Below are 18,883 nucleotides of genomic sequence, written 5' to 3' on the forward strand. Positions count from 1 at the left end.
CCAAATCGACCCACCGGCGCTGGCGGATCGGGCGCTGTGCCGAGGAAGGCTCAGCAAGCCTCGTGCCACGTTTGAAATCGTTCTGAATCAGCAGCTTGGCCTCGAGGCTCGCGGACGGCCATGCACCAGCTTGGTGTGCGGTGCACAAGAGCGGTGCGTGCGAGGGCTTGCCAGGCTGGAAAAACGCGCTGCATGGGTGGAATGGCGATAAGGCTGAAGGCCCCCGTGCAGGTGCGACGCAAGGACTCGGCGCCTCATCCATGTTATTTTCTCGATAATTTTTCTATTTATCGATTAATTGCGATCACCATGTCTTCGCCGCTCGTCATCCTGATCCTGTCGCTGCTGCTCGGCCTGCAGCCGATCACCACCGACCTCTACCTCCCCGCCCTGCCCGCGCTGACGGCCAGCTTCGGCGCGGTGCCCGCGCAGGCGCAGCTGACCCTGACCGCGCTCCTGCTCGCCTTTGGCGCGTCTCAGTTGTTCTGGGGGCCGCTGTCCGACCGGGTCGGGCGACGCCCGGTGCTGCTGATCGGTCTGGTGGGCTACACGCTGGCGGCGATCGGCAGCGCGCTGGCCGGCTCGATCGAGGTGATAGTGTTCTGGCGCGTGCTGCAGGGGGCCTTCATGGGTGCGGGCACGGTGTGCGCGCGGGCGATCGTGCGCGACCTGTACTCGCCGCAGGAGGGGGCGCGGGCGATGAGCAAGGGCTTGTCCGGCCTGGGCGTCGCCGCCTGCCTGAGCCCGTGGCTCGGCGGCCTGCTGGCGGAATGGTTCGGCTGGCGCGCCACCCTGGTGGCGCTCACGGTCGCGGGCGCCGCGACCCTGTTCGTCGTTGCCCGGTACTTCGAGGAAACGCTGCACGAACGCCACCCCGAGGCCCTGCAGCCCGGCGTGCTGCTGCGCACCGCGCGCGGCATCGTCTGCAACCGCAGCTTCTGGGCCTACGCCGCGCTATGCACCGCGTCCTTCGGCGGGCTGTTCTGCATCCTGTCGGCGTCGTCCTTCGTGTTCATCAAGCTGCTCGGCACCTCGCCGAGCTTCTACGGCGTGCTGCTGCTCCTGCTGTCCGCCTTCTACATCGCCGGCACCATGCTGTGCCGGCGCATGATCCTGCGTTTCGGCGTGCAGCGCAGCGTGATGATCGGCGGCGCCCTGTCGCTGGGCGGCGGAGGGCTGATGCTGGCCTTCGCACTCGCCGGCGTGAGCACGGTGTGGTCGATCATGGTGCCCGCCTTCATCTTCATGCTCGGCCATGGGGTGCACCAGCCCTGCGGGCAGAGCGGCGCGATCGCGCCCTTCCCGAAGGCGGCCGGCGCCGCGTCGGCGATCACCGGCTGCCTGATGATGGTGGTGGCCTTCGGCGCCGCATTCTGGGTGGGCGCCAACATGGACGGCAGCGCCCTGCCGATGGTGGTCGGCGTGGCCGTCTGCAGCGCCGCCGTCGCCTTCATTGCCTGGGTGCCGGTGCAGCGGGTGCGGCCGGGGGCGGCGGGGTAAGCCTCAGCGGGAGACGGGACGAGCACGGCGGCGGCGCCGGCCGCCCAGCGCCGCAACATCGGCCAGCAGGGCCTGCGCCGCGTTCGGCGCGACCAGCAGGGCGCGATGGATCTGGAGCAGGCGCGCACCGGCGGCCAGGCGCGCCGCGGCCTCGCGCGCCGAATCGATGCCGCCCACGCTGATCAGGCACACCTGCGCGCCGACCGCATCGAGCAGCCGCGCCAGGTCCCTGGTCGCCCCTTGCGCTGCGCCCTCGGCCGACACCAGCAGCCCGTCCGCGCCCGCCCCGACCAGCCGCCGGGCCCAGGCCGCGGCCTCGGCGCGGGTCATCCACGCCGCGGGCAGCTTGGCCACCAGCGCCAGCCGCCGTGGGCGCGGCAGGCGGTCGCGCAGCTCGGCGAGCGCGGCCAGCAGCTCCACGCACTCGGCGGGCGTGGCGCCACTGCGTCCCGGGTTCAGCACCGCGTAGTCGGCATGCGCCTGCCAGCCGGCAAGCGCAGCGCGCAGCAGTGCGGCACGGCACACCGGCGCGCCGTGCTCGGCGTTCGGCACGAGCAGACTCAGCCCGTGGCAGGGCCTGCTCCCGCCCTGGAGCCTGGGCTGGCGCGCCGCGGCGAGGTGGATCAGCGGCGGGTGGCCACCAGCGGACGGACGATGGCTGCCGGTTTCCACCCCGCCGATGCCCAGCGCCGCGGCATCGGCGAGCAGCCGGCCGTGGCGATCGAGTCCCGCCGCAACCAGCACCGGCGAAGCGAAACGCAACCCCATCGCCTCGACCGCGCTCGCCGCCACAGCACCCCCGCGGCCGGCGTCGCTCCGAACCGCGTCGGCCGCGCAGCGTGCCAGCCCCTGCACCGACCAGCGCGTACGCAATGCGCGCGGGCTCAGTGCCGGGATCATGCGAGCACACCGTACCCGGCAGTCCCGGCGCGCGCAGGTGCCGAAGCGCGCGCGAATCGGGCGATGAAGGCGGCAAGCGCTTCCACACCCGCGTCGGCAAGACCGTTGTAGAGGCTGACGCGCACGCCGCCGCGCTCGGGATGCCCGCGCAGGTCGCGCAGGCCGGCAACTTCCGCAGCGGCCAGGAAGCGCTCGGTGGTGTCGTCATCGGGCAGCCGGAAACAGGGATTGACCCGCGAGCGCCAGCCCTCGGGCACTGTCGGACGGTAGAGCCCGGCCGCCTCGCCTTCGGCCAGCGCGGCGGCGAGCAGCGCATGGCGTCGGTCGAGCCGCGCCTGCATCGCGGCCACCCCGCCGGCGGCCTCGATCCAGTGCAGCATGCGGTGGGCGACGAAGACCGGCAGCACCGGCGGGGTGCACAGGCGCGATTCGGCCGCGGCCTGCGCGGCGTAATCCAGCACCCGCGGGGTGCCGCGGCGGGCGCGGCCGAGCAGGTCGCGGCGGACGATGACCAGGGTCAGCCCGGGCGTGCCGACGGTCTTCTGCGTGCCGGCGTAGACCAGGCCGAACCGACGCCAGTCGAGCGGCCGGGTCAGCAGTTCGGAGCTCAGGTCGGCGACCAGCGGCACTGCGGTCTTCGGCAGGGCCGGAAACTGCAGGCCGTCGGCGGTCTCGTTCGCGGTGAGATGGACGTAGGCGGGCGGCTGGCCGCCGCCTTCCGTCCGCGCGGATGGAAGGCACGGCCCGTCGTCGTCAGGGACGAGGGCCTGCAGCTCGAGCACATCGACCGCCGCGCAGCGACTTGCCTCGGCGATCGCGCGCCGCGACCAGTGACCGCTGTCGATGTACAGCGCGCGCGCCACCCCCGTCGGCCCGTCCGCAGCGCTCCGCGGGCCGTCCGTCGGTCGCCGCGCCGCAGTCGTCGCCCCCGCTTCCTCCACGCCGCCGAGCAGGTTCATCGGCACCAGCGCGAACTGCGCGCTCGCCCCGCCGGCCAGGAACAGCACCGCGAACGCCTCCGGAATCGCCAGCAGGCGGCGCAGGCAGGCCTCGGTCCCGGCCTGCAGCTCGCGGTAGGCGGACGAGGTGAAGGGCAGGCTCAGGATCGAGCCCGGCCCCGGGCGGCAGGCCTCGGCGACCTCGTTGGCGACCTCGACCGGCAGCGGGCCGGCCGCTGCCGAGAAGCTGTAGCCGGGCTGCGCCCGCCAGGCGGCGAAGGACTCGGGTGCGGACGCCCGCAAGCCGGACTCAGGAGAACAGCCCGACGCCATGCGCCCCCACCCCCATGAAGAACAGCACCGGAATCGAAAGCATGGTGTTCACCCGGGCCGACAGGAAGGTGATGCGCGAGCAGCGCAGGCGCTCGTCGAGCGGCGCCGGCACGAAGCCCAGCACCCGCTTCTGGTGCGGCCACAGCACGAACCACAGGTTGCACACCATGATCACCGCCAGCCATATGCCGACGCCCAGCGGCGCCAGGCTGCCCTGCAGGCCGAGCGCCTCGGCCAGCCAGCCGCGCTCCCACAGGATCGCCAGCCCGCTGCCGAGCACCAGCAGCGAAGCGTAGCGGAAGGTGCCGTGCTCGCGCTGCATCAGCGCGCGCTGGCGTGGACTGTCCGGATCGGACAGGTCGGCCGCGGTCAGCGGCACGTAGCGCGAACGGGTGACCGCGGTGGCGTAGTTGTGGCCGACCCACACCAGCGCGCCGAGGAAATGCAGCCAGCGCGCGGCGACTTCGAGCAGCATGTCCATGGCCGACGCCGCCTCACGTCGCCAGGCGCAGCAGCAGCGCCAGCGCTGCGGTCAGCGCGACACCCAGGCCGACGGTGACCGCGGAGGAATCGAACACGCGCAGCAGCAGATCAGACATGGCCGAGCTCCGTCCGTGCCACGGCGAGCCCGCTGCGCTCTCCCGCCGCCCCCGCCGCGCAGCCACCCGCCTTTGCGAGCAGACGCGAATTGGCGTCGTTGCGCATCACCAGCGGCTGCACCTTGCGCCCGGGCCTGTGGGCCCGCTCGATCGCCGCGCCGATCAGGTGGTGGTGCGGCGAGCGCGAGCAGGCCGGATCGGTGTTCGAGGCGTCGCCGGTGAGCAGGAAGGCCTGGCAGCGGCAGCCGCCGAAGTCCTTCTCCTTCTCGTCGCAGCTGCGGCAGGTCGGGCTCATCCATTCGTCGCCGCGGAATTTCTGGAAGGTCGGCGACTCGTTCCACAGCCAGGCGAGGCTCTTCTCGCGCACGGAAGGGAACTCCAGGCCCTCGATGATGCGCGCCTCCTGGCAGGGCATGGCGGCGCCGTCGGGCGCGATGGTGAGGTGGATCGCGCCCCAGCCGTTCATGCACGCCTTGGGCCGGCCCTCGTAGTAGTCGGGGATGACGAAGTAGATGGTCATGCGCTCGCCGAGGCGCGCGCGCGCCGCCTGCACCGCGCGCTCGGCCGCTTGCAGCTGTTCGAGCGTGGGCAAGAGTTCGTCGCGGTTCACCATCGCCCAGTTGTAGTACTGGATGTTGGCGAACTCGAGGTAATCGACGCCGATGTCCTCGGCAAGCGCGAGGATGTCCTCGACCTGGCCGATGTTGTGGCGGAACACCGGCACGTTGAGCACCATCGGGAAGCCGTGGGCCTTGATCAGGTGCGCGACCTTCACCTTGAGGTCGAAGGCGCGTGCGCCGACCAGGGTGTCGGTGAGCTCGCGTTCGCTGGACTGCAGCGAGAGCTGGATCTGGTTGAGACCGGCAGTCTTCAGCGCAATCAGCCTTTCCTCGCTCAGGCCGACGCCGGAGGTGATCAGGTTGGTGTAGTAGCCGAGCGCACTGGCGTCGGCGACGAGCTCCTCGAGGTCGTCACGCAGCAACGGCTCGCCGCCGGTGAAGCCGAGCTGCAGCGCGCCGAGTTCCCGCCCCTCGCGCAGCACGCGCTTCCACTCCGCGGTGGAAAGCTCGGCCCTGCCATCGCGGGCGTAGTCGACCGGGTTGCTGCACCACGGGCATTTGAGCGGGCAGCGGTAGGTGAGCTCGAGCACCAGCCACAGCGGCTTGCCCTGCCCGTCAAGCCTGACGACGGATCCATCCTTTGGCACGGAACACCTCCAGGAATTTGTACACGCCCTCGGCGACACGCTCGTCGGCGCCCGGGTAGCGGTGCTGCAGTTCGGCGACCAGCTCGGCGACGGTGCGCTTGCCGTCGCAGCGCTCGATGATGTCGCCTGCGGTCTGGTTGAGCTTGACGATGCCCTCGGGGTAGAGCAGGACGTGCGAGTCCTGGGTCGGCTCCCAGCGGAACAGGTACATCGGGTTGAGCGCGTAGCGCTCGTCCGCGGCGGGCGGGCGCGGGGTGGCGGTATCGGTCATGCGGGCCTCCGCTCCGGGTTGGCTGGCGCCGGCCGCCCGCGGGCGGCCGGGCGGCAGGCTTCAGCGCACGTAGACGTAGGCGGTGACTTCGAAGCCGAGACGGATGTCGCAATACGCGGGGTCGGTCCACTGCATGATGGGTCTCCTCTGGAATGATGGTGGGCGAACCGGCGCGGCGGCCGGCTCGTGATCATCATCCCCGCGTGCGAGGGCCCGGGGATCCGCACAATCGCGGTCCTGCCATCAGCACGATCGCGAGGCCGCGGTCGCGAAAATCATGATTCTTCAGCGACCTGCAGCGGCGTTGACCTTCGTCAACGCGGGAAGGGCCGGACCTGGCGGACGGCCTCGGCCAGGCCTTCCCCGGCCGCATCGGCCTGCCCCTGCCAGCCGTCGAAGTGCAGCAGCTGGGGCAAGGGCACGCGCTTGAGCCAGCCGGCGGCCTCCAGCTCAGGACGGGCGTGGAAGTCGCGGACGTAGCCGACGCACAGGTAGGCGATCGGGACGATCTCGGGCGGGATGCCGAGCGCCGCGCGCAGCGCCTGCTGGTGCAGGATGCTGACCCAGCCCACGCCGAGGTTCTCGGCGCGCGCGGCCAGCCACAGGTTCTGCACCGCGCACACCGCGCTATAGACGTCCATCGCGCCGATGTGGGTGCGGCCGATCACCACCGGGCCGTGGCGGCTGCGATCGCAGGTGATGCAGATGTTGACCGGCGACTCGAGGATGCCCTCGAGCTTCAGGTTGCGGTAGGTGGCGCGCTTGTCCTCGTCGAACATCTGCTCGGCCTCGGCGTGGGCGGCGAGGAAGTCGGCGTGGATCCGCGCGCGCACTTCGCGCGAGCGCACGACGATGAAATCCCAGGGCTGCATGAAGCCGACCGAGGGCGCGTGGTGGGCGGCGGTGAGCACGCGGGCGAGCACCTCGTCGGGAATCGGATCCGGGAGGAATTCGCCGCGCACGTCGCGGCGGGTGTGGATGGCGCGATACACCGCGTCGCGCTCGGCGGCGCTGAACTGCGGATCGGTCTGGAAACGCTCGCGCGCATCAATGCGCGCGGGCGCGGAGTGCGCCTGTGTCGGGCTGCTCATGAAGTATTCCCCTTGGCTACGAGCAGTGGGCAGTCGCCGACCAGACGGCTGCAGCAAACGCTTCGAGGCCGGTCTTCCGGCTGCGGATCATCTCGTCCGGGCGCCTTCCCGGTCCTCGCGGACCAGTGGCTGGGCGAACCTCGCCCGGACAATCCCCTTCACGGCGCTGGGCGCGCGGCGGATTGGCACCGCCTTCCCGATTCTCCCGCGGCGAGCGCGGGCACCCCGAAGCAAACGAGGGCGAATCTTAGCGGCAGATCGCGGGAACGTACATCCGTCGGCCCGCCCGAGCCCGCTTCGCCGCACGCCGTCGCTGCCCGTCCTCGGCGCTGCGTGGCCTGCATCGGTACCGGATCAGGCGCCGACGGCGGCGCGCACGCTCAGCTCCAGCTCACGGTGGCGGCGAGCAGGTAGCCGGCGCCGTAGACCGTCTTGATGAACTTGCCGCTGTGCCCGCCCTGCTCGAAGCGCTTGCGCAGCCGCGACACGCGCAGGTCGATGCTGCGGTCGAGCGCGCACACGTCGCGTCCGGCGAGCAGCTGCTCGCGCGACAGGATCTGGTTGGGGCGCTCGAGGAAGGCGATCAGCAACTGCGACTCGGCCAGGCTCAGCGTGTCCTCGACGCCGTCGGGCGAGATCAGGCGGTGGGTGGCGCGCTCGAAGCGCCAGCCGGCGAAGTGGGCGGTGCCGGGCGGCTGGGCATCGGCGGCGGGCTCGGGCTGGTAGCGGCGCAGGATGCTGCGCACGCGGGCGATGAGCTCGCGCGGCTCGAAGGGCTTGACCACGTAGTCGTCGGCACCCAGCTCGAGCCCCATCACCCGGTCATGGGTATCGTCGCGCCCGGTGGCGACCAGCAGGCCGAAGCGGTAGCGGCCGCGCAGCTGCTGCAGCACGTCCATGCCATCCATGTCGGGCAGGCCGAGATCGAGGATGGCGACGTCCGGCACCTGCACGCGCAGCTGGCGCAGGAAGTCGCCGCCGGTCGCGAACGCCGCATGGCGGTAGCCGAATCGCTCGAGCGTGCCGGTGATCAGCCGCGACACCGCGGCATCGTCCTCGACGACGTGAATCAGCGCCTGGGGCTTGTCGCTCAAATCCCTGTCTCCACGCAATGGACGCGACCCGGGCGGGCCGGCCCTCACGCGATCGCGGCGTGCAGTGCCTCGAGCAGGCGCTCCTGGGTGAAGGGCTTGCCGAGCACCCGGACGTCGGCATCCTCGCGGCCGGGCACCGCCTTGTCGGCGTAGCCGCTCATCAGCACCACCGGCAGTTCGGGGCGGAAGCGGCGCACGAAGCGCGCCAGCGCGCGCCCGTCCATGCCACCCGGCATCACGATGTCCGACAGCACGAGTGCGATCGCAGGGATATTTTCGACCATGTCGGCCGCCTCGTGGCCACTTTCGGCCTCGAGCACCGCACAGCCGAGCGCCGACAACTGCTTGCGCACCACGTCGCGCACCTTGTCGTCGTCCTCGACCAGCAGCACCAGGCGGCCTTCGAGCGGACGCGCCGCGACGGACGGCACATCGACGTCGTCAACCGGCTCCGCCATGCCCGCGGCCGGCAGAACCGCCGTCTCGCGCGGCGCCTGCGGCAGCAGCAGCGACACCGTGGTCCCCACCGCCTGCCGGCTGCGGATGCGAACCCCGCCGCCGGACTGCTTGATGAAGCCATACACCATCGCCATGCCCAGCCCGCTGCCGCGGCCGAACTTCTTGGTGGTGAAGAAGGGTTCGAACACCCGCGTGAGCGTCGCGCTGTCCATGCCGGTGCCGTTGTCGGCGACCGCGATCTGCACGTAGCAGCCCGGCGGAAGCTCGAGATCGGCAGCCGCGGCGCCCTCGATGCACTCCAGCGAGCATGCGATGCGCAGCTCGCCGCCGTTGGGCATGGCGTCGCGGGCGTTGAGCGCGAGGTTGAGCAGCGCGCTCTCGAGCTGGTTGGGGTCGACCAGCGCGCGCAGGTCGACGTCGCGCGAGGCGGTGGACACGGTGATCGTGCTCGGCAGCGAGCGCCGGATCATGCGCGCCATGTCGAGCACCAGCTCGTTGACCTCGACCACCACCGGCGCGATCGGCTGCTGGCGCGAGAAGGCGAGCAGGCGCCGGATCAGTCCCGCACCGCCCTCGGCCGCGGCCAGCGCGGGCTCGACGTACTCCGCCACCGCCGGGTGGTCGCCGAGCGCCTCGACCAGGCCGTGGAGGTTGCCCATCACCACGGTGAGCATGTTGTTGAAGTCGTGCGCGAGGCCGCCGGTGAGCTGGCCGATCGCCTCCATCTTCTGCGCCTGCGCGAGCGCGCCCTGCGTGCGGCGCTGCTCGGTGACGTCCACCGCGTGTACGTAGCAGCCGATCACCTCGCCACCGGGACCGAAGTCGGGGACCAGCGTGCTGCGGGTATACAGGATCTCGCCGCCCGGGCCGGGCATGCTGTACTCGTAGCTCACCTCCTCGCCGGCGAGCGCACGCCGCACCTTGTCCTCGACCTGGGCGAACACGTGCGCACCGATGACCTCGTGGATGGGGCGGTCCTTCATGCCCTCGCTGGTGGTGCCGAACCATTGCGCGTAACGCCGGTTGCCGTAGCGGAACACCCAGTCGTGGTCGAAATAGCCGATGTGCGCGGGAATGGTGTCGGTGATCTGGCGCAGGCGGAGCTCGCTGTGCGTCAACGCGTCCTGCCCCGACGATGCTTGATCCTCGCTCATTTGCTCCTGCCCGCCTCCACTGCCCTCTTCCGCGCCCGAGGGTAACGGAGCATTCTAGAGTGCGCGGCCCGACGGGCAAGACCCGGACAAGATTCAGTACATTCCGACGTAATTGCCGACAAGATTTTTTGCCATCCTCCATACTTGTCGGTATGGATGCCGGGACTGTGTCCAGCCATCCGGCCGCATCGCTAACCTGTTGCCGAACCGGGAGTGGAGAAGGATGTCGAAAATCGCATACGAACAAGGACTGGACAAGAATCCGGCCAACTACGTGCCGCTGTCGCCGCTCAGCTTCATCGAGCGCACCGCGATGGTGTATCCCACGCGCACCAGCGTCGTGCATGGCGCACGCAGCTACACCTGGGGTGAAACCTACGCCCGCTGCCGCCGCCTGGCGAGCGCGCTGGTCGCCAACGGGGTCGGCAAGGGCGACACCGTCGCGGTCATGCTGCCCAACGTGCCGCCGATGTTCGAGGCCCACTTCGGCGTGCCGATGACCGGCGCCGTGCTCAACACCCTCAACACCCGCCTCGACGCCGAGGCCATCGCCTTCATGCTCAAGCACGGCGAGGCCAAGGTGCTGATCACCGACCCCGAGTTCGCGACCGTGGTCCGCGCCGCGCTCGAACTGCTCGAGGGCGACAAGCCGCTGGTCATCGATGCGCTCGACGACGAATACCCGGGCACCGAGCGCGTCGGCACGATGCTGTACGAGGACGTCATCGCCGCCGGCAACCCCGACTTCCAGTGGAGCCTGCCCGCCGACGAGTGGGACGCGATCGCGCTCAACTACACTTCCGGCACCACCGGCAACCCCAAGGGGGTGGTCTACCACCACCGTGGCGCCTACCTCAACGCCGCCTCCAACATCATCAGCTGGGGCATGCCGCAGCACTCGTCCTACCTGTGGACGCTGCCGATGTTCCACTGCAACGGCTGGTGCTTCCCGTGGACCATGGCGGCCAACGCCGGCATCAACGTCTGCCTGCGCAAGGTCGACCCGGCGCTGATCTACGAGCTGATCCGTCGCCACAAGGTCACCCACATGTGCGGCGCGCCGATCGTCTACGGCATGCTGATCAACGCCCCCGACGGCCTGCGCGCCGGCATCGAGCACAGTGTGGCCGGCCTGATCGCCGGTGCCGCCCCCCCGGCCGCGATCATCGAGGGAGCCGAGCGCATCGGCTTCGACATCACCCACGTCTATGGCCTGACCGAAACCTACGGCCCGGCCTCGGTGTGCGCCAAGCACCCCGAGTGGGACGCGCTGCCGATCGACCGCCGCGCCGAACGCAACGGCCGCCAGGGCGTGCGCTACCACATGCAGGAAGCGATCACCGTGCTCGATCCGGTCACGATGGAGCCGGTACCCGCCGACGGCGAGACCATGGGCGAGATCATGTTCCGCGGCAACCTGGTCATGAAGGGCTACCTGAAGAACGAGAAGGCCACCCAGGAAGCCTTCGCCGGCGGCTGGTTCCACACCGGCGACCTGGCGGTCATGCACCCGGACGGCTACGTCAAGATCAAGGACCGCTCCAAGGACGTGATCATCTCCGGCGGCGAGAACATCTCCTCGCTGGAAGTGGAAGAGGTGCTGTACCGCCACCCCGCGGTGATGACCGCCGCCGTGGTCGCCCGCCCCGACGAGAAGTGGGGTGAAGTGCCGGCGGCCTACATCGAGGTCAAGGAGGGCGCCGGCGTCACCGCCGACGACATCATCGCCCACTGCCGCGAACACCTGGCGCGCTACAAGGTGCCCAAGCACATCGAGTTCTGCGTGCTGCCCAAGACCTCGACCGGCAAGATCCAGAAGTTCGCCCTGCGCGAGATGGCCAAGTCGGCCTCCGCGATCGAGTAAGCCTCTACCCCTCCTCCGCCGCGCCCTCCCCAACCGGCCCGCTGTCGCAAGACGCGGGCCGGCGGGCCGGCTCATGCCCAAAACAAAGACAACCGGAGTTCCCCGTGCCCATTCAACGCCAACACGGCGCCGAGCACCCGTACTGGCCGCTCGGCCCCTTCAAGCTGCGCCTGCCCTTCATCCACTACCGCTGGGAATTCCCGGAGATGATCCAGGGCCTGATCATGTTCGTGGTCAGCCTCGGCATGATCCCGCTGCTGATGAAGTACCTCGGCATGCCCTACGAGGCCGCGCTCGCCTTCTGCGTCATCGCCGGCATCGGCTACCTGCTGCCCGCGCTGCTCGGCGTGCCGCTGGTGCCGGGCTGGATCACCCCGGCGATCCCGGTCGTGCTGCTGTTCCTGCAGGGCTTCGAGCCCGGGCCGGAGGCGGTCAAGGCGATGTTCGCGCTGCAGGTGGAGGTGTTCATCATCTTCCTGTTCCTCGGCCTCACCGGACTGGGCAACAAGCTGGTGACGATCATCCCCAACTCGCTCAAGAGCGGCATCATCATCGGCGCCGGCATCGCGGCGATGATGGGCGAGCTCAAGAGCGGCGGCCGCATCGACAGCACCCCGATCTCGCTGCTGATCGGCTCGATCGTGTCGGCCTACATCCTGTTCTCGCTGTCCTTCAAGCACATCGTCGAGACCAGCAAGTTCGCCAAGGCGATCTCCAACTTCGGCATGATCCCCGGCATGATCATCGCGATGATCGTGGGCTGGGCGGTCGGCGAATACCCGCTGCCCAAGATCGAGTGGGGCATCACCCAGCCCGACTTCGGCCTGATGATGGACTACCTGGTGTTCAACGTCGGCATGCCGAGCGCCGACATGTTCCTGCTCGCCATCCCGACCGCGATCATCGCCTACGTGATCGCCTTCGGCGACATCCTGGTCGGCTTCACGCTGTGCAAGCGTGTCGATCACCTGCGCCAGGACGAGAAGATCGAGCTCGACGTCACCCGGGTGCACATGGTCACCGCGCTGCGCAACGGCCTGCACGCCCTGCTCGCCCCGTGGCCCGGCCTCGCCGGCCCGCTGTGGACCGCCGCCCACGCCACCGTCGCCGAACGCTACGCGCTCGGCCGCAAGGCGATGGACTCGATCTACTCCGGTGGCGGCACCTTCTGGATCACCGGCCTGATCGCGGTCTTCGTCCTGCCGCTGGTCACCATCTTCAAGCCGGTGCTGCCGATCGCGCTGTCGCTGACCCTGGTGCTGACCGCCTACATCTGCATCATGGTGGGCATGGAAGAGCTGAAGAACTCGACCGAGCGCGGCGTCGCCGGCATCGTCGCGGTGACCCTGGCGATGCCCGACCCGAAGGCGACCGTGTACGCGGTGGTGATCGGCCTGGTGCTATGGTGGCTGATCGAGCGCCCGAACGCCGCCCAGCGCGCCAGGAGCGACCTGTCGATCATCGGCGACAACACCGCCGACATCGAGGCCGGCGACGAGCACGGGGTCGCGCAGAAGTCCTGAGTCCGGGACCGCCGGCGGTGAAGCGCGACGCTTCGCCGCCGCATGGACCGCCCAGGGGGCTGATGCCGGTAGCCGACGAGGCTACCAGCCCAGCCCCTTTCTCATCAGCAGCAGCACCGCCATGCCGAGGATGAAGGGCAGCCAGGGGTTGCGCCAGCGCAGCGCCACCGCGAGCACCACCAGCCCGGCGGCGAACTTGGGATTGAGGGGCGAGACCTCGCCGCCGTCGATCAGCAGGTCGGGCATCACCAGCGCCGACAGCGCGGCCGCCGGCGCATAGCGCAGCGCACGCTGCAGCGCGGGCGGCAGCCGCCCCTTCTCGCCGAGCAGGATGAAGCTGCCGCGGGTGCCGACGGTGGTCATCGCCATCAGCGCGAACGCCACCCACAACCACACGCCCTCGATCACGACCGCCTCCCGCGCTGCTGCCAGTGCTCGGCCGCGAAACCGGCGGCAATGCCAAGGGCGATGCCGGCCACCACGCCGAGGCGCAGCGGCAGCCCGCGCAACAGCACCGCACCCAGCCCGCCGGCGAGCGCGGCCACCAGCATCGGCCGCGTGCGCACCATCGGCAGCACCATCACCATCAGCGCGATCGTCACCATGAACTCCAGCGACCAGTCGCGCGGCACGAACTCGGCACCGAAGATGCCGAGCGCGGTGCAGCTCTGCCAGACGCACCAGTTGAACGCCGAGGGCGCGATGTAGTAGCCCCAGCGCCAGTGCGGGTCGTCCGCCTTCAGCAGCTTGTCGACACCGACCGCGAACACGCCGTCGACCAGCAGGTAGCTCGACGCCAGCCGGCGGGCGAAGGTGCTGTCATGAAAGACCGGCGCGATCGCCGCGCTGAAGATCACGAAGCGCAGGTTGAGCGCGAGCGCGGTGAGCATGATCAGCCACAGCGGCGCGCCGGCGGCGATCAGCGGCAGCGCGCCGAGCTGTGCGGTACCGGCATAGACCAGCAGGTTCATGCCGAGCGACTCGAGCTCGGTAAGACCGATCGAGCGCATCGCGATGCCGGTGACCATCGCCCACGGCAGCAGGCCGACCGAGATCGGCAGGAAGTCGCGCAGGCCCTCGCGGGCACCGCGGCGAAATGCGGATTCCATCAGCGCTCCAGGAAAAAGCGCACAAGCATAGCAGCGGGCGCCGCAGTCCGGGCCCGCGGGCCCGCGTCAGAAGCCGAGCGACTCGCCGGCGCCGGCCAGGGTCGCGATGCCGAGGCCGAGGAAGATCGCCGCCGCGATGCCATGCACCAGCTTCACCGGCATGCGCGCCGCGATGCGGTCGCCGAGCAGCACCGCCGGCACGTTGGCGATCATCATGCCGAGCGTGGTGCCGGCGACCACCGCCACCAGCATCTGGTATTGCGCCGCCAGCGCCACCGTGGCGACCTGGGTCTTGTCGCCCATCTCGGCGAGGAAGAAGGCGATCAGCGTGGCGCCGAACACGCCGAAGCGCGGCAGCCTGGCGTCGTCCTCGTCGAGCTTGTCGGGGATCAGGGTCCACACCGCCATCGCGATGAAGGACAGGCCGAGGACCCAGCGCAGGGTCTGCGGCCCCATCAGCGTGGTCAGCCAGGTGCCGACCGCGGCGGCGAAGGCGTGGTTGGCCAGGGTCGCGACCAGGATACCGAGCACGATCGGCCACGGGCGACGAAACTTGGCGGCAAGGATGAAGGCGAGCAACTGCGTCTTGTCGCCGATTTCGGCGAGCGCGACGATGGCGGTGGAGACGAGAAAAGCGTCCATGGCGGGGGCGAGAGAAGGGGGGAAGAGGCGCGGCACGGCGCCGGGGCGCTATCCGCGGCATCGTGCCGCGGCGCAGCATTCTATCGGCCGCCGCGCTGCATGACCATCCGATACACGAGCGGGACCGCGAACAGGGTCAGCACGGTCGAGAACCCCAGGCCCCACACGATGCTGGCCGCCACCGGCCCCCACATCAGCGATTTCCCGCCCAGACCGATGGCGAGCGAGAACAGGCCGCCGATGGTCGTGGTGGAGGTGATCAGGATCGGCACCAGGCGACGGCGCGCGGCATAGATCGCCGCATGCTGCACGCTCATGCCGGCGGCGCGGCGCTCGTTGGCGGCGTCGATCAGCACGATCGCGGAGTTCACCGCGATGCCGGTGAGCGCAATGACGCCGTACAGCGTGTACAGCGACAACGGATTGCCCGACACGAGCAGGCCGAGCACCACGCCGGTGAAGGCGAGCGGCACCGTGAGCAGGATGATCAGCGGCTGCCAGTAGCTGCGGAACTGGGTGGCGAGGATCAGGTAGATCAGGCCGATGCCGAGGGCGAACAGCCTGCCCATCGAGTCCAGGCTCTCCTGGATGTCCTCGAGCTCGCCGGAGAAGTCCAGCTCCACGCCCGGGAAGCGTGGCTGCAGTTGCGCCCAGGCCGCCTTCAGGCGGTCGTTGGCCTCGACGGTGTCGATCTGGCTGCGGTCGAGCTCGGCCTCGACGGTGATCGCGCGCGTCAGCTGGTAGTGGCGGATGTAGCCCTTGGACAGGCGCAGCTCGTGATCCACCAGCTCGCCGAGCTGCACGCTGCGGCCATCGGCCAGCGGCACCACGCGCTGCAACAGCTCGGTGACGTCGTTGAGGCTTTCCGGGCGTGCGCGCACCACCACCTCGAGCTTCTCGCCGCCGTCGCGGGTAGTGGCAACGAGTTCGCCCTCGCCGTACAGGCGCAGCAGGCGCGCCACCTCGGCCGGGTTGACGCCGGCACGCGCGAGCTTCTCGCGGTTCAGTGTCAGCCGCATCTCGCTGCGTCCCGGCACGTCGTCGTCGGTCAGATCCTTCACCCCGGGCAGGCGGGCAACCTCGGCGAGCAGTGCATCGGCGGCGGCGCGCAGCTCGGGGTAGTCGTCCGACTTGATCTTCACCGAGATCGGCTTCGCGGTCGGCGGGCCACCCTTCATTTCCAGGAAGGAGAACTTGGCCTCGCCCTCGAGGGCCTCGATCAGGGGACGCACGCCGGCGATGATCTCGCCGGTGTCGCGCATGTCGGCCGCGCGCGGCAGCAGCGAGACCAGCACCTGGGCGTACTGGTCGCCATAGACCGGCTCGGTGTCGGTGAACTTCAGCCCGGCGTAGCTCGCGATCGAGCGCAGTTCGCTGCCGTCGATCGCCTGCTCCAGCACCCGCGCGGCGCGCTCGGCCTCGGCCAGCGTACGCTCGGGCGTCACCCCGGCCGGCATGTCCACGCTGACGTAGAACAGGCGCATCGAGTCGAAGGCGAAGAACTGCACCTTCACCAGCCCGGACGCCACCGCGCCCCCCGCCCCCGCCACCAGCAGGACCAGCGCCGCCGCCGCCAGCCGCCGCCGGCGCAGCACCGCCACCAGCGCGCGCGCGTACTTCACCCGCAGCCAGTGCGTCAGGCGCTCGCGCAGCACCTGTGCGCGCGTACGCCGCGCCGGCTGCATGCCCAGCGCAATGATGTGGGTGGGCAGGATCCAGAACGCCTCGGCCAGGCTCACCAGCAGGCCGACGGTGACCACGAAGGGCACGACGAACATGAAGTTGCCGAGGATGCCCGGCAGCAGCATCAGCGGCAGGAAGGCGGCGATCGTGGTCAGCACCGAGGACAGCACCGGCAGCCCGACCTCGGCGATGCCCCCGATCACCGCTTCGCGCGCTTCTTCGCCGCGCTGCAGGCGGTAGTAGATCGCCTCGACGATCACCACCGCGTCGTCCACCAGCATGCCGAGCGCGATCACCACGCCGAGCAGCACGGTGAGGTTGAGCGTGGAACCGATCACGTCCACCGCGATGAAGGTGCCGGCAAGCGCGAACGGCACCCCCAGCCCGACCAGCAGCGCCAGCCGCGACCCGAGGAAGACCCAGCACAACACCAGCACCGCGAACAGGCCGAAGATCGCGTTCGACTCCATCACCCCGATCGCATGACGGGTGGCGTGGGTCTGGTCGTCGATCAGCGCCAGCTGCACGCCCTGCGAGGCGAGCAGCGGATTGCGCTCGGTCGCGAAGGCCTGCAGGCGCTCGACCAGCTCGAGGGTGTTGGTGCCGGCCTGCTTGTTGATCGACAGCATGATCGACGGCCGGCCGTTGTAGCTGACCAGCTGGCTCGGGCGCTCGTGGCTGCGCACCACCTCGGCGACCTCGTCGAGCGCGACCCGTCCGTGCGGCGTCACCACCGCGGCCTGCGCCAGGGTCTCGGGGTCGGGCGTCTTGCCCTCCATCCGCACCAGCCATTCGCGGTCCTGCACCCGCACCCGCCCGGCCAGCGTGTTGCGGAACCAGGCTGCGACGCCGTCGGCCACCTGCACCGGCGAAAGGCCGGCCGCCGCCACCCGTGCCGGGTCGAAATCCACGTGCAGCTCGGGCTCGTCGAGACCGGCGGCGATCACCTGGTCCACCCCGGCCAGGCCCTCGAGCTCCTTCTTCACCAGGAAGCCCGCACGCCGCAGGCTCTCGCCGCCACTGCCGTGCAGGATCAGGATCGCGGTCGGAAAGCCGTTGGAGCTGGTGATCTCCATCACCACCGGATCGGTCGCATCCGGCGGCAGCTCGGCCGAGGCCTTGTTCTGGATCTCCCGCCGCAGGTCGTTGACCCGCTTGTCGAACTGGCGCTCGCCCAGCTCCTCGAAGCGCACCAGGATCGAGGACACGCCCTCGCGGCTCGACGACGAGGCGAAGCGGATGTCCTTGACCTGCTTGATCGCGTCCTCGAGCGGGCCGGTGAGCTCGCGCTCGACGTCCTCGGCGGAGGCGCCGGGCAGCGTGGTGATGATGCTGACCCAGTTGAAGTTGATCTCCGGGTCCTGCGCCCGCGGCAGCGTCAGGTAGCTGAGCAGGCCGCCCAGCAGCACCATCAGGAAGGCGATGTTGGCGAGCGGATGGTTGTCGATCAGCCGCCCGTACAGCCCCTTCACTGCGCGCCCCCGCCCGCCTGCCCACGCTCCTGCCCGGCGCGCAGGCCGAGCGCGAAGCGCCCCTCATCCACCACCGCCGTCTGCGCCGGCCAGTCCACCGCCACCGGCCGCCCGGCCTGGGCAGCGGGCAGCGCCACGAAGACCGCCTCGCCCTCGCGCACCACCCACACGCCCAGGCGACCGTCGCGCTGCTGCAGATAGGCCGGCGGCAGGTGCGGCACCGTGCTGCGCCAGCGCAGTTCCCCGGCCAGTCCGGGCGTCAGCTCGCCGTCGCCGGCGAGCACCACGTCGCGCGCCTGCCCGGCCGCATCCACCACCTGCGAGATGCGGCGGATGTGCACCGGATGTTCGCTATCGCCGACGACCAGCGTCCACGCCCCCGCGGCCTGCAGCGCGTCGATCTGGCCTTCCGGCACGCGCGCATGGACCTCGGCATCCGCACTGGCGGCCAGCACCAGCAGCGGCGTGCCGGGCGCGGCGAGATCGCCCACCGCGGCCAGGCGCTCGCGCACCACGCCGTCGAAGGGCGCAAGGATCACGGTGCGCGCCAGCGCGAGCTCGGCCGCCGCCAGCGCGGCGCGGGCCGCATCGCGTTCGCTCTGCAGCACGCCGACCTCGGTCTCGCGGATGCGCAAGCCGTCGGCACTGATGAAGCCGCGCGCGGCGAGCGCACGCGACTGCTCGAGCTGGGCGCGGGCGAGGCGGATGCGGCTGTCGATGAGCGCGATCTGGGCGCGCACGCGCTCGTGCTCGATGCGAAAGCTGGCGTCGTCGAGCCGCACCAGCTCCGCGCCGCGCGCCACGAAGGCACCGACCCGCGCCGGCATGGCGACGACGCGCGCCGACAGTTCGGCCGCCATGCGCGCCTCCTCCTGCGCCACCACGGTGGCCGGAGCACGGAACTCGGGATAGATCGCGATCTCGGCGAGCGGTCGCGGCGACCACTCGGCCGCGCGCGGCGTCAGCGGCAGCAGGAGGGCGAGCAGCACCAGGGTGAAGCGTCGGAACGGACTCATCGCAACTCGGTCACGGAAATCGCGGCAA

16 protein-coding genes and 1 riboswitch are annotated in these 18,883 nt (G+C 70.3%); of the genes, 3 read left to right on the forward strand and 13 right to left on the reverse strand.

The window, feature by feature from the left end:
* Positions 1 to 309: 309 nt before the first annotated feature.
* Positions 310 to 1,500, forward strand: coding sequence for a multidrug effflux MFS transporter (locus CKCBHOJB_RS15020; protein WP_281049462.1), 1,191 nt, complete (start codon positions 310 to 312; stop codon positions 1,498 to 1,500).
* Between the two features lie 3 nt (positions 1,501 to 1,503).
* Here CKCBHOJB_RS15020 and CKCBHOJB_RS15025 read toward each other — a convergent pair whose 3' ends face one another.
* The 8 genes from CKCBHOJB_RS15025 to CKCBHOJB_RS15060 form a co-directional block, all read right to left on the reverse strand.
* On the reverse strand, positions 1,504 to 2,400 hold the full coding sequence (locus CKCBHOJB_RS15025) for a dihydroorotate dehydrogenase (protein ID WP_281049463.1): 897 nt from the start codon (positions 2,398 to 2,400) through the stop codon (positions 1,504 to 1,506).
* On the reverse strand, positions 2,397 to 3,641 hold the full coding sequence (gene serC, locus CKCBHOJB_RS15030; RefSeq protein ID WP_281049464.1) for a 3-phosphoserine/phosphohydroxythreonine transaminase: 1,245 nt from the start codon (positions 3,639 to 3,641) through the stop codon (positions 2,397 to 2,399). The genes CKCBHOJB_RS15025 and serC overlap by 4 nt, the downstream gene beginning before the upstream one ends.
* 7 nt (positions 3,642 to 3,648) lie before the next feature.
* Positions 3,649 to 4,152, reverse strand: coding sequence for a hypothetical protein (locus tag CKCBHOJB_RS15035; protein WP_281049465.1), 504 nt, complete (start codon positions 4,150 to 4,152; stop codon positions 3,649 to 3,651).
* A gap of 110 nt (positions 4,153 to 4,262) precedes the next feature.
* Entirely contained in the window at positions 4,263 to 5,477 is a 1,215-nt protein-coding gene (gene pqqE, locus CKCBHOJB_RS15040) for a pyrroloquinoline quinone biosynthesis protein PqqE (protein ID WP_281049466.1), read from the reverse strand.
* Positions 5,446 to 5,748, reverse strand: a complete 303-nt coding sequence (gene pqqD, locus CKCBHOJB_RS15045; RefSeq protein ID WP_281049467.1) for a pyrroloquinoline quinone biosynthesis peptide chaperone PqqD — start codon at positions 5,746 to 5,748, stop codon at positions 5,446 to 5,448. Before pqqD ends, pqqE begins: the two co-directional genes overlap by 32 nt.
* Positions 5,749 to 6,062: 314 nt before the next feature.
* Positions 6,063 to 6,839, reverse strand: a complete 777-nt coding sequence (bluB, locus tag CKCBHOJB_RS15050; protein WP_281049468.1) for a 5,6-dimethylbenzimidazole synthase — start codon at positions 6,837 to 6,839, stop codon at positions 6,063 to 6,065.
* A 48-nt stretch (positions 6,840 to 6,887) separates the two neighbouring features.
* A riboswitch (cobalamin riboswitch) is annotated at positions 6,888 to 7,082 on the reverse strand.
* Between the two features lie 137 nt (positions 7,083 to 7,219).
* Entirely contained in the window at positions 7,220 to 7,933 is a 714-nt protein-coding gene (locus CKCBHOJB_RS15055) for a response regulator transcription factor (RefSeq protein WP_281049469.1), read from the reverse strand.
* 44 nt (positions 7,934 to 7,977) lie between these two features.
* Positions 7,978 to 9,546 (reverse strand): PAS domain-containing sensor histidine kinase, encoded by a 1,569-nt coding sequence (locus tag CKCBHOJB_RS15060; RefSeq protein WP_281049470.1) that lies wholly within the window; start codon positions 9,544 to 9,546, stop codon positions 7,978 to 7,980.
* Between the two features lie 223 nt (positions 9,547 to 9,769).
* Between CKCBHOJB_RS15060 and CKCBHOJB_RS15065 the strand changes: the two genes are divergently transcribed.
* Both CKCBHOJB_RS15065 and CKCBHOJB_RS15070 read left to right on the forward strand, forming a co-directional pair.
* Entirely contained in the window at positions 9,770 to 11,410 is a 1,641-nt protein-coding gene (locus CKCBHOJB_RS15065; protein WP_281049471.1) for an acyl-CoA synthetase, read from the forward strand.
* Between the two features lie 104 nt (positions 11,411 to 11,514).
* Positions 11,515 to 12,933: a solute carrier family 23 protein gene (locus tag CKCBHOJB_RS15070; protein WP_281049472.1), complete on the forward strand. Its 1,419-nt coding sequence runs from the start codon at positions 11,515 to 11,517 to the stop codon at positions 12,931 to 12,933.
* Positions 12,934 to 13,014: 81 nt separating this feature from the next.
* Here CKCBHOJB_RS15070 and CKCBHOJB_RS15075 read toward each other — a convergent pair whose 3' ends face one another.
* From CKCBHOJB_RS15075 to CKCBHOJB_RS15095, 5 genes are all read right to left on the reverse strand, one after another.
* Entirely contained in the window at positions 13,015 to 13,341 is a 327-nt protein-coding gene (locus CKCBHOJB_RS15075; protein ID WP_281049473.1) for an AzlD domain-containing protein, read from the reverse strand.
* Positions 13,338 to 14,042, reverse strand: a complete 705-nt coding sequence (locus CKCBHOJB_RS15080) for an AzlC family ABC transporter permease (RefSeq protein WP_281049474.1) — start codon at positions 14,040 to 14,042, stop codon at positions 13,338 to 13,340. Before CKCBHOJB_RS15080 ends, CKCBHOJB_RS15075 begins: the two co-directional genes overlap by 4 nt.
* A gap of 66 nt (positions 14,043 to 14,108) precedes the next feature.
* Positions 14,109 to 14,684, reverse strand: coding sequence for a TMEM165/GDT1 family protein (locus tag CKCBHOJB_RS15085; protein ID WP_281049475.1), 576 nt, complete (start codon positions 14,682 to 14,684; stop codon positions 14,109 to 14,111).
* Between the two features lie 80 nt (positions 14,685 to 14,764).
* Positions 14,765 to 17,839 (reverse strand): efflux RND transporter permease subunit, encoded by a 3,075-nt coding sequence (locus CKCBHOJB_RS15090; RefSeq protein WP_281049476.1) that lies wholly within the window; start codon positions 17,837 to 17,839, stop codon positions 14,765 to 14,767.
* The gene (locus CKCBHOJB_RS15095) at positions 17,836 to 18,855 is read right to left on the reverse strand and encodes an efflux RND transporter periplasmic adaptor subunit (RefSeq protein ID WP_281049477.1); all 1,020 of its coding nucleotides are present in this window, start codon (positions 18,853 to 18,855) and stop codon (positions 17,836 to 17,838) included. Before CKCBHOJB_RS15095 ends, CKCBHOJB_RS15090 begins: the two co-directional genes overlap by 4 nt.
* Positions 18,856 to 18,883: the final 28 nt, after the last annotated feature.

It is taken from the genome of Thauera sp. GDN1, assembly GCF_029223545.1.
Taxonomy (GTDB): Bacteria; Pseudomonadota; Gammaproteobacteria; order Burkholderiales; family Rhodocyclaceae; genus Thauera.